The sequence below is a fragment of the Polaromonas sp. genome, assembly GCF_018780625.1.
Classification (GTDB): domain Bacteria; phylum Pseudomonadota; class Gammaproteobacteria; order Burkholderiales; family Burkholderiaceae_C; genus Polaromonas.
In genome coordinates, this window is sequence record NZ_JADMJK010000184.1 from 1 (window position 1) to 12540 (window position 12540).

10 protein-coding genes and 2 tRNA genes are annotated in these 12540 nt (G+C 59.7%); 8 read left to right on the plus strand and 4 right to left on the minus strand.

Translation table 11 applies throughout. From position 1 onward, the window contains the following. The 4 genes from IV091_RS14330 to rimO all read left to right on the plus strand — a co-directional run. Nucleotides 1-297: ACT domain-containing protein (locus IV091_RS14330; protein WP_293469887.1), on the plus strand; the 297-nt coding region annotated here is incomplete at its 5' end. Between the two features lie 86 nt (nucleotides 298-383). Further along, a tRNA-Val gene (locus tag IV091_RS14335) sits at nucleotides 384-460 on the plus strand. Nucleotides 461-703: 243 nt separating this feature from the next. Further along, nucleotides 704-1222 (plus strand): polyhydroxyalkanoate synthesis repressor PhaR, encoded by a 519-nt coding sequence (gene phaR, locus IV091_RS14340; protein WP_293469903.1) that lies wholly within the window; start codon nucleotides 704-706, stop codon nucleotides 1220-1222. An 85-nt stretch (nucleotides 1223-1307) separates the two neighbouring features. Then, the gene (gene rimO / locus IV091_RS14345; RefSeq protein ID WP_293469889.1) at nucleotides 1308-2732 is read left to right on the plus strand and encodes a 30S ribosomal protein S12 methylthiotransferase RimO; all 1425 of its coding nucleotides are present in this window, start codon (nucleotides 1308-1310) and stop codon (nucleotides 2730-2732) included. Between the two features lie 186 nt (nucleotides 2733-2918). Here rimO and IV091_RS14350 read toward each other — a convergent pair. Continuing rightward, nucleotides 2919-3003 (minus strand) — tRNA-Leu (locus IV091_RS14350). A gap of 342 nt (nucleotides 3004-3345) precedes the next feature. On the opposite strand from IV091_RS14350, the gene rnr reads away from it, so the two are divergent. Both rnr and IV091_RS14360 read left to right on the plus strand, forming a co-directional pair. After that, complete coding sequence (gene rnr / locus IV091_RS14355) at nucleotides 3346-5640, plus strand: ribonuclease R (protein ID WP_293469905.1); 2295 nt, start codon at nucleotides 3346-3348, stop codon at nucleotides 5638-5640. A gap of 57 nt (nucleotides 5641-5697) precedes the next feature. Next, the gene (locus tag IV091_RS14360; RefSeq protein ID WP_293469891.1) at nucleotides 5698-6240 is read left to right on the plus strand and encodes a YggT family protein; all 543 of its coding nucleotides are present in this window, start codon (nucleotides 5698-5700) and stop codon (nucleotides 6238-6240) included. Here the strand turns inward: IV091_RS14360 and IV091_RS14365 are convergent. From IV091_RS14365 to IV091_RS14375, 3 genes are all read right to left on the minus strand, one after another. Continuing rightward, complete coding sequence (locus IV091_RS14365; protein WP_293469893.1) at nucleotides 6237-7778, minus strand: NAD(P)H-hydrate dehydratase; 1542 nt, start codon at nucleotides 7776-7778, stop codon at nucleotides 6237-6239. The two genes, IV091_RS14360 and IV091_RS14365, sit on opposite strands and share 4 nt — an antisense overlap. 45 nt (nucleotides 7779-7823) lie before the next feature. Beyond that, the gene (locus IV091_RS14370; protein WP_293469895.1) at nucleotides 7824-9083 is read right to left on the minus strand and encodes a D-amino acid dehydrogenase; all 1260 of its coding nucleotides are present in this window, start codon (nucleotides 9081-9083) and stop codon (nucleotides 7824-7826) included. Nucleotides 9084-9194: 111 nt separating this feature from the next. Next, nucleotides 9195-10562 carry an amidase gene (locus IV091_RS14375; protein WP_293469897.1) on the minus strand — a complete coding sequence of 456 codons (1368 nt, stop codon included), beginning with the start codon at nucleotides 10560-10562 and terminating at the stop codon, nucleotides 9195-9197. Nucleotides 10563-10718: 156 nt separating this feature from the next. Between IV091_RS14375 and rpsB the strand changes: the two genes are divergently transcribed. Together rpsB and tsf are read left to right on the plus strand one after the other, a co-directional pair. Next, a complete protein-coding gene (gene rpsB / locus IV091_RS14380; RefSeq protein WP_293469899.1) occupies nucleotides 10719-11471 on the plus strand; it encodes a 30S ribosomal protein S2 in 753 nt (250 codons plus the stop codon). 149 nt (nucleotides 11472-11620) lie between these two features. Next, nucleotides 11621-12535: a translation elongation factor Ts gene (tsf, locus tag IV091_RS14385; protein WP_293469901.1), complete on the plus strand. Its 915-nt coding sequence runs from the start codon at nucleotides 11621-11623 to the stop codon at nucleotides 12533-12535. Nucleotides 12536-12540: the final 5 nt, after the last annotated feature.

Below are 12540 nucleotides of genomic sequence, written 5' to 3' on the forward strand. Positions count from 1 at the left end.
CCGGACCGCGTCATTGAAGTCGAATGGAGTTCGCCCAAAACGCCGGACGGCTCGGTCTACCCGGTGGATGTGGCCGTGGAGGCCGCTGACCGGCAGGGCTTGTTGCGCGATATTTCCGAGGTCTTTGCCAAGGAAAAAATGAATGTCATTGGCGTGCAGACGCAGTCGGTCAAAGACAACCGCGGCGGTACGGCGCGTATGACCTTTACGGTGGAGGTGGCGCAGTCGGGTCGGCTCAATCAAGTGCTGAGTATCGTCGCCGACGTACAGGGGGTTCGATCGGCCCGGAGACGTTAAAGAAAACGCATTTATTTTTGCAAATTTCTGCAGCAGCGCAAGACCTGTGATTTGGCCTGCTACAATAATTAGATCGAACAGCATTTAGGCGCGTAGCTCAGCTGGTTAGAGCACCACCTTGACATGGTGGGGGTCGTTGGTTCGAGTCCAATCGCGCCTACCAAAATCTGTTCAGAATTAAGGACTTAGCATCGCTGCTAAGTCCTTTCTTTTTTGTCCGATTGCATTTGAAAAGTCATCAACTGCGTGGGGCAGGCTGTCACATTGACGGTACCTCGACGCAAGCCGTCATTCATAGGAGCGAGTAGTGCCAAAAAGCAATCCAAGCAAGCTGAAATCCGGCGCTTCTTCGCTTCAAGAAAAACCTGCTGCGCAAGAAATTCACCGCTCAAAAAGCGATGCGCACATGGCTGGTCAGGCGGCGGCAATTCGTGTCGTCAAGAAATACCCTAATCGCCGGCTCTACGATACCGAAACGTCAACCTACATCACGCTCACCGACGTTCGGCAGCTGGTGATGGATAGCGCACAGTTTGTGGTGCGTGATGCCAAGACGAATGAAGATCTCACGCGCAGCATCCTGCTTCAGATTATTCTTGAAGAGGAGGCGGGTGGCGCACCGATGTTTACCGAGGCCGTGCTGGGCAACATCATCCGGTTTTACGGCAATGCGATGCAGAGCTTCATGGGGGCTTATCTTGAGAAAAACCTCCAGGCGTTTATGGATCTCCAGGTCAAGATGGCGGAGCAATCCAAGGGCATGAGCCCGGAAATGTGGGCCCAGTTCATGAATGCAAAATCCCCCATGATGCAAGGCATGATGGGAAATTACGTCGAGCAGTCCAAGGATGTTTTTACGCAGTTGCAGGAGCAAATGCAAAAGCAAAGCGAGCAGATGCTTGCGGCCTTGGGTCTAAAACGCTGATTCCCGGGTTTTAGCCTGAATTGGATCGGGGGTCATCAAGAGGCCTTGGGCCCTCTGCCTGGCCTGCTCTGAGACAATAGGGGCTATGAGTGAAGTTTTCTCCCCCACCCCCCACGTCGCGACGTCCTCTCCCAGCCTCAAGCCTGCGCCGCGCGTCGGCTTTGTCAGTCTGGGCTGCCCCAAGGCGTTGACCGACTCCGAACTGATCCTGACGCAACTGAGCGCGGAGGGCTACCAGACATCCAAGACGTTTGAAGGTGCAGACCTCGTCATCGTCAATACCTGCGGCTTTATTGATGATGCCGTCAGGGAAAGTCTGGACACCATCGGTGAAGCCCTCGCCGCAAACGGCAAGGTGATTGTCACTGGCTGCCTCGGCGCCAAATCGGGTGAGAGCGGCGGCAATCTGGTGCGCCAGATGCACCCCAGCGTGCTGGCGGTGACTGGCCCGCACGCCACACAGGAGGTGATGGATGCTGTGCACCTTAACCTGCCCAAGCCGCATGACCCGTTTGTGGATCTGGTGCCCAACAGCTTTGGTATTGCCGGCATCAAGCTCACCCCAAGGCACTATGCCTATCTCAAGATCAGTGAAGGCTGCAATCATCGTTGCACCTTTTGCATTATTCCCTCCATGCGCGGCGATCTGGTGTCACGGCCCATTGGTGATGTGCTGAACGAAGCGCGGGCCCTGTTTGAAGGCGGCGTGAAGGAGCTGCTGGTGATCAGCCAGGACACTTCCGCCTATGGCGTGGACGTGAAGTACCGTACGGGATTTTTTGACGGCAAACCGGTCAAGACGCGCATGCTGGAACTGGTCCAGGCGCTCGGTGAGATTGCCGCGCCTTATGGTGCCTGGGTGCGTTTGCATTATGTGTATCCGTATCCGAGCGTTGACGAGGTGCTTCCGCTGATGGCGACTGGCAAGGTGCTGCCTTACCTTGATGTGCCTTTGCAGCACAGCCATCCCGATGTGCTCAAGCGCATGAAGCGCCCTGCAAGCGGCGAAAAAAACCTGGAGCGTATTGCGCGCTGGCGAGAGCTCTGCCCTGAAATCGTCATTCGCAGCACGTTCATTGCGGGATTCCCCGGGGAAACCGAAGCGGAGTTTGAGCATCTTCTGGATTTCATGCGCGAGGCCAAAATTGACCGTGCCGGCTGCTTTGCCTACAGCGCAGTGCAGGGCGCCACCGCGAACGACATTCCCGGCATGCTGCCGCTGGAACTGCGCGAAGAGCGACGAGCGCGTTTCATGGCCGTGGCTGAAGCGGTTTCAAGCGAGAAGCTGCAATTGCGTGTGGGTGCCACGATGCAGGTCCTGGTGGACTCGGCGCCGGCGATGGGTCGCAAGGGCGGAACGGGGCGGTCATACGCAGACGCGCCCGAGATCGATGGTGTGGTCAAGCTGCTACCCCCCGAAAAAATCAGCAAAACGCTGAAAGTCGGTACCTTTACCAAGGCGCGTATTGTCGGAACCCAGGGACACGACCTGGTGGCTGTGCCCATCTGATTGGTTTTTGCCGGGTATGGGGCTTGCGGCTCGAACATTGGCTCGTGTCGCAAGCGTACTGGCGGTGACTGAGCTGGTACTAAAGGCAGGTTGTGGCAACCAACTTTGAAAACAAAAAAGCCACTGTAAAACAGTGGCTTTTTTGACCGAATTCACCAAGAATGAACTTAGCGAATGGTGTATCTATGGTGCCCGGGAGAGAACTCGAATCTCCACATCTTGCGATACACGGACCTGAACCGTGCGCGTCTACCAATTCCGCCACCCGGGCACATAAAGCAGTTTAACATCACCTTTATGGCTTAATGGCTTGCGTCGCTGAAATATTTCATTTTTCTGCAAAAGCGCGCGGCTTCACCGTGGCAAGGGCTGCAGGCGAACCCATGATGTGTGAAAAATTTTCGCAACACAGAGACATCGCGCAAGTGAGTCACCGGCTTTTCATGGAACGCGGCTAGTATTCGGTGTAAAAACTGATACAAAAGCCTTATGGCGCTACGTCGTCAAGCCTATTATTTTCAAGTCCCTGCTTCACCTATGCGGAACCAGCGGCATTTCATAGAAGGGAATTCTTATCAAAACAACTTTTCAAGCGTCCGGCGCATCGTCCGGACTGCTCGCTGAATTCGAGGGCACTGTGTCTGGTCACCGTGACGGCCATGGTTTTGTCTTGCGCGACGATGGCGAGGCTGACATTTACCTGCCGCCCAACGAAATGCGCGCAGTGCTGCACATGGACCGGGTCAAGGCGCGCATCGTCCGCTATGACCGCAAAAACCGGCCCGAAGGCCGCGTGACCGAAATTATCGAGCGGTCGCCCAACCCCATCATTGGCCGGCTGCTACAAGAAAGCGGTGTCTGGCTGGTTGCGCCCGAGGACAAGCGCTACGGCCAGGACGTGCTGATTCCCAAGGGCGCCACCGGCTCCGCCAATACGGGGCAGGTCGTTGTGGTCCAGCTGACTGAGCCTCCTGCGCTGTTTGGGCAGCCTGTGGGTCGCGTCACCGAAGTGCTGGGCGAGATGGACGACCCGGGCATGGAAATCGAGATTGCGGTGCGCAAATATGGCGTGCCGCACGAATTCAGCGAAGAGGCGCTGGCCTTGGCACGCACCTTGCCGGATGCCGTGCGGCCCAGCGATAAAAAGCATCGCGTTGACCTGACCGACATCCCGCTCGTCACCATAGACGGTGAGGATGCCCGCGACTTTGATGACGCGATTTATTGCGAGCCTGCCAAGGTTGGGCGCGGCAAGGGCTGGCGCCTGCTGGTCGCGATTGCGGACGTCAGCCACTATGTGGAAACCGGTAGCGCCATCGACATTGATGCCTACGACCGGGCTACCAGCGTGTACTTTCCACGCCGCGTGATTCCCATGCTGCCGGAAAAGCTGTCCAACGGGCTGTGCTCGCTCAATCCCGCCGTCGAACGCCTGTGCATGGTGTGTGACATGCTGGTCAATGCCAAAGGCGAGGTGCACGCCTACCAGTTCTACCCGGCCGTGATGTTCAGCCATGCCCGCTTTACCTACACCGAAGTGGCTGCCATTTTGGCCAATACGCGTGGCCCCGAGGCCTTGCAGCGCAAAGAACTGGTGCCGCATTTGCTCGCCCTGCACGAGGTCTACCAGGTGCTGCTCAAAGAGCGCGGCGTGCGCGGCGCGGTGGACTTTGAAACCACTGAAACCCAGATCGTCTGCGATGACGCAGGGCGCATCGAGAAAATTGTGCCGCGTACCCGCAATGTGGCCCACCGGATTGTGGAGGAATCCATGCTGTCCGCCAACGTGTGCTCGGCAGACTACATTTCGCAGAGCAAGCACGTTGGCCTGTTCCGCGTACATGAAGGCCCGACCCCCGAAAAAATGGACATGCTGCGCACCTATCTGAAAACGGCTGGCGTGGGCATGACCATCAGTGACAACCCGGAGCCGGGTGAATTCCAGAAAATTGCCCTGGCCACGAAAGACCGGCCCGATGCGCCGCAAATTCACTCGATGCTGTTGCGTTCAATGCAGCAAGCCCTCTATACCCCTATGAATGAGGGGCACTTTGGTCTGGCTTATGAGGCTTACACCCACTTCACCAGCCCGATCCGCCGCTATCCAGACTTGCTGGTGCACCGCGTCATCAAGGCGATTCTGAACAAGGACAAATACCAGCTACCCGTTTTGCCCACGCCGGGCGAGGCTGAGGCCAAGCTCTCCAAACGGCTGGCATCCCGCGTGAAGGCGCCCGGCGAAAAGCCTGCAAAAGTCAGTGCCGACCAGCTGGCCTGGCAAGCGGCCGGCCTGCATTGCAGTGCCAACGAACGCCGGGCTGACGAAGCCAGCCGGGACGTGGAAGCGTGGCTCAAGTGCAAGTACATGCGCGAGCATTTGGGCGAGGAATTTGGCGGCGTGGTCACGGCGGCCACTGGCTTTGGCGTGTTTGTGACGCTGGACGCCATGTATGTGGAGGGTTTGGTGCACATCACTGAACTGGGCACCGAGTACTTCCGCTTTGACGAAGCCCGGCAGGAGTTGCGCGGCGAGCGCTCCGGCATGCGCTACGCCATTGGGACACGGGTCAGGGTGCAGGTCAGCCGCGTGGACCTCGATGGCCGCAAGATTGACTTTCGACTGGTGCATGAAGGCGAAGAGTTGCCGGCACGGTCCACAAAGGACAAGAACGCAGGCCGTGCTGCAGAGCAGCCTGCCCAGGAGCGGGGCGCACCGCGCCATGCGGGTGGCAAGGGGTCGGGACGACGATCCGAGCCGCGCGCGGGTGGCCGTGGCGCAGCCTCGGACGGTGGGGATGCGTCTGCAGAGAACGCGGCGGGCAGATCGCCGACCAAGGCGCTCAAGGCCGAAGCCAAAAAATCTGCCAGCAATCCTGGTCGCAAGCAGGGAAAAAAGCCCAGGCGCTGACGCGTCCTTGGATGCTTTCGTTTAATTTGCTTCCTACTACCGAGGAGCCGGGGATTTATGTTGATTCGGATCGTGGCCTTTTTGCTTGAAACGGTGTTCTTCGTCCTGATTGCGGCCGCGCTGTTGCGCGCCTGGATGAATTGGGTTCGCGTCAACATGCGTGCGCAGCCAGGCAGCTTCGTGATGGCCTTGACCGACTGGCTGGTCAAGCCCTTACGGCACGCTTTGCCCAAATCCTTGACGCAGTCCCGCGTTGACTGGGCCAGCGTGACGGCTGCTGCGGCTTTCGCCCTGGTCTATGCCGTGTTGTGGGGTTTGCTGTCTGGCCTGGATTTTTCGCCCATGGCCTTGGGGATGCTGTTGCTGTTTGCACTGAAGATGCTGCTTCGTGTGGCCCTGCAAACCTTGCTTGTTTTGGTGCTGGGTTACGCCGTCCTGTCATGGATTCAGCCTGGCTCTCCAGCCTATGTCTTGCTGTCCCGTTTGACCGAGCCCTTGCTGACGCCACTGCGGCGCGTGGTGCCGATGATTGGGGGCGTCGATCTGTCAACGCTCGCGCTGCTGGTGTTGCTGCAGATCGGCCTGATGGTGCTGGGTTAGTCCCGAATGCTGATGGCAGCGGCCAGCGCTGATGCGGTCAGTGTCTGCCCTGGCCGATCGGCAGCCCATGCATCAGCGGCCCGCCCGTGTGTGAACACGGCGCTGCAAGCCGCCTCAAAATCGCTTTGTCCGCTGGCCATGGCGGCACCCACCATGCCGGCCAGCACATCCCCGGTGCCGGCTGTGGCCAGCAGGGCGTTGCCGGTGCCGTTGATGAAGGTCTGTTGACTTGGGCCTGCCACGACGGTTCCTGAGCCTTTGAGCACCACCACGCACTGAAACCGCTCCGCCAGGCGCTGGGCGGCGGCCAGGCGGTCCGCCTGGATCTGGGCGGCGGTCAGCCCGGCCAGGCGCGCGGCTTCGAGCGGGTGGGGCGTCAGCACGGTGCTGCACCCCTCCCGATGACGGGCCGCCAGCAGTCTCTGCAGTTGCGGGTCCGCGGCAATGGCGTTGAGCGCATCGGCATCCAGCACAAGGCGCATGGCTTTTGCAAGAATGTCCGGGATTACGGTTTTAACGGTTTCCCCGCCACCGCAGCCGCAGACCACCACCTGATGCCTCAAATCCAGGGCATCAGGCGCGCGGAACATGAGTTCTGGCTGCAGGGGGTCAAACTTGGGCCCCGTGTTGCCCAGCAGGGCAACAAATACCCGGCCCGCGCCTGCGTGCAGCGCCGCGCGCGCGGCCAGCAAGGCTGCACCCGTCATGTGGGTGGCGGCGCCAGCGTCGGACTGCCCGCCCACCACTGCGACATCGCCAAAGCTGCCTTTGTGACTGGCATGTGCAGCGCGCGTGCGCAGCGGCTGCCGGGCGCGGTCTGCACCCAGCAGCAAGGCGCAAGGCGCTGCTTCCTGGGGAGTGATACCTAGATCATCAAACCACACCTCGCCGGCGCTGTCTCGACCGCTGTTGGTAAAGAGTCCCGGTTTGAGCGTCAATAAACTTAAGGTGAAAATGCCTTTGGCCTTTACTCTGTGGAGGGTAGCTGCTATTAATGGCGTAGCGATTGCCACGCCCGTGTCGGCCACCAACCCCGTCGGCACGTCCACAGCCAGGCAGGGTGCCTCGCTGGCCTGCATCAGGCCTAGCCACTGCCGCATCAGATCGCTGCCTGAACGGCTGGGGTCCAGCGTGGCGCCAATGCCCAGCAGTGCGTCAATACACAAATCAAAGTCAGGTGGCGGTGCGCATGCCATGGGCACGCCTGCTGCCAGCGCGCGCGCGCGCGCGGCGTGGGCATCCGGGGGCAATTCGGCTTTGCCGGACGGCAGTCCGGTCCAGGTCACGCACACCGCCTTGCCCCACTGGTGCAGGCGCAACGCAGCCTCAAAGCCATCGCCGCCGTTGTTACCAGGTCCGCAGGCCACCCAGATGCAACGGGCATGCGGCGCCAGTGCCAGCGCCAGACGGGCCACCGAGAGTCCTGCGCGCTGCATCAGCGTGTGCGGCGGCAGGCAGGCCGAGGCCTGCTGTTCAATCTGGCGCGTGCCCGCAATGCTGTAGAGCGGCTGGCTGACGGCGCTGGAGATTTTGTACATCTGTGCATTGTGAGGGCTGATGCAACACCCCGCCAGCAGGCTGTATCAGCCCAGGCGGCTGATGCCCAGCCCTTCCATGTCGATATCGGTGGCCTTGCCTGCCATCAGGTCGGCCAGCGCGCGCGCGCTGCCGCAACTGAGTGCCCAGCCGCTGGAGCCGTGGCCTAGATTGAGCCAGAGGCCGGGCAGGCCGCCGTCGCCAATGATGGGGGGCCCGTCGGGCAGCATCGGCCGTGCACCTTTCCACTCCTGCACGCTGCCGTGGGTGTTCGAATGCTGGACAGCACCGGGAAACCAGTCGTGCAGTACCTTGTACAGCGTCTGCAGGGAGGAGGCGCGCCGGCTTTCAAGTGAACCGCCAATTTCTGCGCCGCCCGCTACACGCACTCGGTTGCCGAGACGGGAAATCGCAACTTTATAGCGTTCGTCCATCACTGCGCTGCGCGGGGCATTGAGGGGTTCGCGAATCGTGGCGCTGATCGAGTAGCCATACACGGCGGCCATCGGGATCTTCAGGCCGAGCGGCTTCAGCAACTCGGCCGAGGCCATTCCAGCGCAAACCACCACGCTGTCAAAGACACGCGGCGATTCCTCGCCTGTTATTGAAATAGTAGCTGCCTTCGATCTTCCTAATTGGGATACGGTCGTATTTAGTTCAAAAATGACACCTAGCCGCTGGGCTTCATTTTTCAGAAGCAGCGCAAACTGCCGGCAATTGGCCACCTCATCGTCTGGCAGGTGCACCGCGCCTAAAAAAGCAGTGTCGGGGTTAAGCGCGGGCTCGACCTGTCGGGCCGCATCGGGACTGAGTTGCTTGAAGGCCACCCCCGCATCGCGCAGCACCTGCAGGCTGGGCTCAATCAGCAGGCCGTCTTTTTCGGATCGAAGGAGCACCATGTAGCCTGGGCTGTGTTCGTAGTCCAGTTGCAGTTCAGTGGTCAGGTGGTGCAGCCGCTCGCGACTGTAAAAGGCCAGGCGCAGCAGGCGCGAGCGATTGGCCAAATAGGGCGCCAACTTGCAGGCGCCCAGCCATTTCCACATCCATGCCAATTCGCGGCCTGACAAGGGCAGGCTGAGCTTGACCGGTGCATGGCGGCTGAAGAGGTAGCTGAGCACCTTACCCGGCATGCCCGGCGCCGCCCATGGCGTGACATAGCCAGGCGCGACGACGCCCGCGTTGGCAAAGCTGCTTTCTTCCGCTGCGGCGCCCCGGCGCTCAAACACGGTGACTTCGTGACCGTCCGCAGCCAGTTCGTAGGCGGTGGTAATGCCGATAATGCCCGCCCCAATGACTGCGACCTTCATAGCGCTGTACCAGGAAAAATGGGATGGATCGGACGAGAGAGATTGCGATGCATTGTTTTTATACGTAAAAAGGATCACCAGCCCAATTTAAACGGGCGCTGGAAGCTATTATTATTGTAGCGAGTTGGCCAGTGCCGACTCAACTTGAAGCGCCAGGTCCAGCACCGCATCGTCGTGCTGCGCTGCATGCCAGAGCATGAGGCCGACCGGCAATTGGCCGGGGGTGTGACAGGGCAGCGAAATCGCACAACCGTCGAGCATGTTAACCACTGCCGTGTTGCGCAGCAAAAGCCCGTTGACCCGGAAGAACTCGGCATCATCATGGCGCACGCTGGCAATGGGCGGGGCGACGATGGGAACCGTGGGCGACAGCACGGCGTCAAAGCCATGCAGGCGCGCCTCCATGCGCGAAATCCATCGCCGGCGCGCTGCCAGCAAGTCAATATAGTCGGCCGCACGCATCTGGGCGCCGCGCAAGATACGAAGCGCCACCCGGTGGTCATACTCGGCCTCATGTTCCGCAATCAGGGTCCGGTGCCAGGCGTAACTTTCGGCTGCCGACAGCCCGCCGCTGGCGTTGATCGCGGTCAGGTCATTGATCTCTTCCAGCGCGATCTCTTCAATGCTTGCGCCGGCTTGATGCAGTAGCTGCAGGCTGCGCTCAAACGCCTGTGCCACTGTGCTGTCCAGTCCGTCAAGCATCTGTGTCCGTGCTACCGCGAGGCGGCTCTTTGACAGGGGTTTGCCCGTTAACCGCACAGTGTGCGCAGCAAGCACTTCGTGAACAGCGACTGCATCGCGCACCGACCGGGTCAGTGCGCCCACGGTGTCCAGACTGCTTGATAGCGGCAACACCCCGTCGGTGGGAACCATCCGTGCCGTGCTTTTAAACCCGACGATGCCGCACAGGGCTGCCGGGATTCGGAGGGATCCGCCCGTGTCCGAGCCGAGACCGACCAGTGCAGCGCCAGTTGCGACCGACACTGCAGCCCCCGAGGAGGAGCCGCCGGGAATCCGCTCTGTGCTGCGGTCGGCCGGATTGACGGGTGTGCCGTAGTGCGGATTAATGCCGACGCCGGAAAAAGCGAACTCCACCATATTGCTACGCCCGACCAGCACCGCGCCCGCAGCACGCAGCCGCGCTACTGCCGGGCAGTCGGCGTTGGCGGGCGGCGCACCAGCCATCACCGTTGATCCCGCGGTGGTTGTTTGACCCGCTACATCAAACAAGTCCTTGACAGACACGGGAAGCCCGGCGAGAGGCAGCGCTGAAAGGGTGAGGGCATCCTTGTTCATCCCCTTGACGCTGAAAGATGGATTGTCTGCCGTGGACGGCATAAAAACGTGACGGCAGGCTGCGCTCTGGCCGATGGCGGATGCGTACTCAAGGATCTCGAGAATGCTGGTCTGGCCGGTTTGCAGGGCCTGGCGCGTCGCATGAAGGTCGCCGGTGAAAGGGATCTGGTTGGGCTGGTTCATGGGGTGGGGGATGTTATACTCAGGGGCTCTGCAAATGGCGATGGTGCTATCTGCGGGGGAAATCGCAAATCAGCCACTCAAGGTGTTGTCTGGCGACCGTCGTAATGGTCGCCGGGCGATAAGCGCTGATTTTAGACACAACCTTTGGAGTTAATTATGTCCACAAACATGCGTGAAATGCTGGAAGCCGGCGTCCATTTTGGTCACCAAACCCGCTTCTGGAACCCGAAAATGGCTCCGTACATTTTTGGCCACCGCAACCGTATCCACATCATCAACCTGGAAAAATCGCTGCCGATGTACCAGGATGCGATGAAGTTCGCGAAGCAGCTCGCTGCCAACCGCGGCACCATCCTGATGGTCGGCACCAAGCGCACCGCGCGCGAGACCGTCGCCATGGAAGCCAAGCGTGCTGGCATTCCTTACGTTGACCAGCGCTGGTTGGGCGGCATGCTGACCAACTTCAAGACGGTCAAGACCTCGATCAAGCGCCTGAAAGAGTTGAAAGCCCAGCAAGAAGCCGGCCTTGACGCGATCAGCAAGAAAGAACAACTGACCTTCAAGCGCGAAATCGACAAGCTTGAAAAAGACATCGGTGGCATTCAGGACATGGCTGCCCTGCCAGACGCCATTTTCGTGATTGACGTGGGTTTTCACAAGATTGCGGTTCTGGAAGCCAAGAAACTCGGTATTCCGCTGATCGGTGTGGTTGACTCCAACCACTCGCCAATCGGTATTGACTACGTGATTCCCGGTAACGACGACTCTTCCAAAGCTGTAGCCCTGTACGCCCGCGGAATCGCTGATGCGGTCATCGAAGGCCGCGCCAGCGCCGGAAACGATCTCGTCAAGAGCGTCGCGGCCGAGAGCTCTGACGAATTCGTGGAAGTGCAGAACGCAGCCGCCTGATTAAGGTAGCTGTCAGTTTTGGCACTGTGCCAGACGCGAAAAAGGGGCTCGCGTAGCCCCTTTTTCACAATTTGAAAAGATATACGGCAAATGGGGCTGGCGTGCCGCTGACGCCCGCACTCAAGTCAATACGTTAAATGGAGAAAAAAATGGCAATTACTGCAAGCATGGTCGCTGAACTGCGCGCAAAAACCGACGCACCCATGATGGAGTGCAAAAAAGCGCTGACAGAAGCTGACGGCAATTTTGACAAGGCTGAAGAAATTCTGCGCGTCAAGCTGGGTAACAAGGCCGGCAAGGCTGCATCCCGCGTCACAGCCGAAGGCGTGGTGGCCACCCACCGCGAGGGCGATGTGGGTACCTTGGTTGAAATCAATTGCGAAACCGACTTTGTCACCAAGAACGACAGTTTTCTGGCGTTCACCAAAGCGGTTGCTGAAGGCATTGTCAAGCACAACCCCGCTGACGTGGCGGCCATTGGCGCCATGCCTTTGTCGCTCGACGGCTTTGGCCCGACGGTGGAAGATGTTCGCAAAGGCCTGATCGGCAAGATTGGCGAGAACATGAGCGTGCGCCGCTTCAAGCGCTTTTCCGGTAGCCCGCTGGCGTCTTACCTGCACGGCACGCGCATCGGCGTGGTCGTGGAGTTTGAAGGCGACGAAGCCGCGGCCAAGGATGTGGCCATGCACGTGGCGGCAATGAAACCCGTGGCGCTGTCCAGCGCGGATGTGCCTGCAGAACTGGTCGCCAAAGAGCGTTCGGTGGCAGCTGCCAAAGCGGCTGAGGATGCAGCCAAGGCACAAGCTGAAGGCAAGGCTGTTCAGTCCGCTGAAATCGTTGCAAAGCGCATTGAAGGCGGCGTTCAGAAGTACCTGAAGGAAGTCAGCCTGAACAACCAGACATTCGTCAAGAATGACAAGCAGACGGTTGAGCAAATGCTGAAAGAGCGCGCCACCACGATCAAGTCCTTCACGCTGTACGTGGTGGGCGAAGGCATCGAGAAGAAGGTTGACGATTTCGCTGCTGAAGTCGCTGCCCAGATCGCTGCTGCCAAAGCTGCCTGAACGGT

Excerpts from the sequence above, each read along its gene's own strand:
- phaR (WP_293469903.1), top strand. The coding sequence starts at position 704 with ATGGCTGGTCAGGCGGCGGCAATTCGTGTCGTCAAGAAATACCCTAAT.
- rimO (WP_293469889.1), top strand. The coding sequence starts at position 1,308 with ATGAGTGAAGTTTTCTCCCCCACCCCCCACGTCGCGACGTCCTCTCCC.
- IV091_RS14360 (WP_293469891.1), top strand. The coding sequence starts at position 5,698 with ATGTTGATTCGGATCGTGGCCTTTTTGCTTGAAACGGTGTTCTTCGTC.
- IV091_RS14365 (WP_293469893.1), bottom strand. The coding sequence starts at position 7,778 with ATGTACAAAATCTCCAGCGCCGTCAGCCAGCCGCTCTACAGCATTGCG.
- IV091_RS14370 (WP_293469895.1), bottom strand. The coding sequence starts at position 9,083 with ATGAAGGTCGCAGTCATTGGGGCGGGCATTATCGGCATTACCACCGCC.
- IV091_RS14375 (WP_293469897.1), bottom strand. The coding sequence starts at position 10,562 with ATGAACCAGCCCAACCAGATCCCTTTCACCGGCGACCTTCATGCGACG.
- rpsB (WP_293469899.1), top strand. The coding sequence starts at position 10,719 with ATGTCCACAAACATGCGTGAAATGCTGGAAGCCGGCGTCCATTTTGGT.
- tsf (WP_293469901.1), top strand. The coding sequence starts at position 11,621 with ATGGCAATTACTGCAAGCATGGTCGCTGAACTGCGCGCAAAAACCGAC.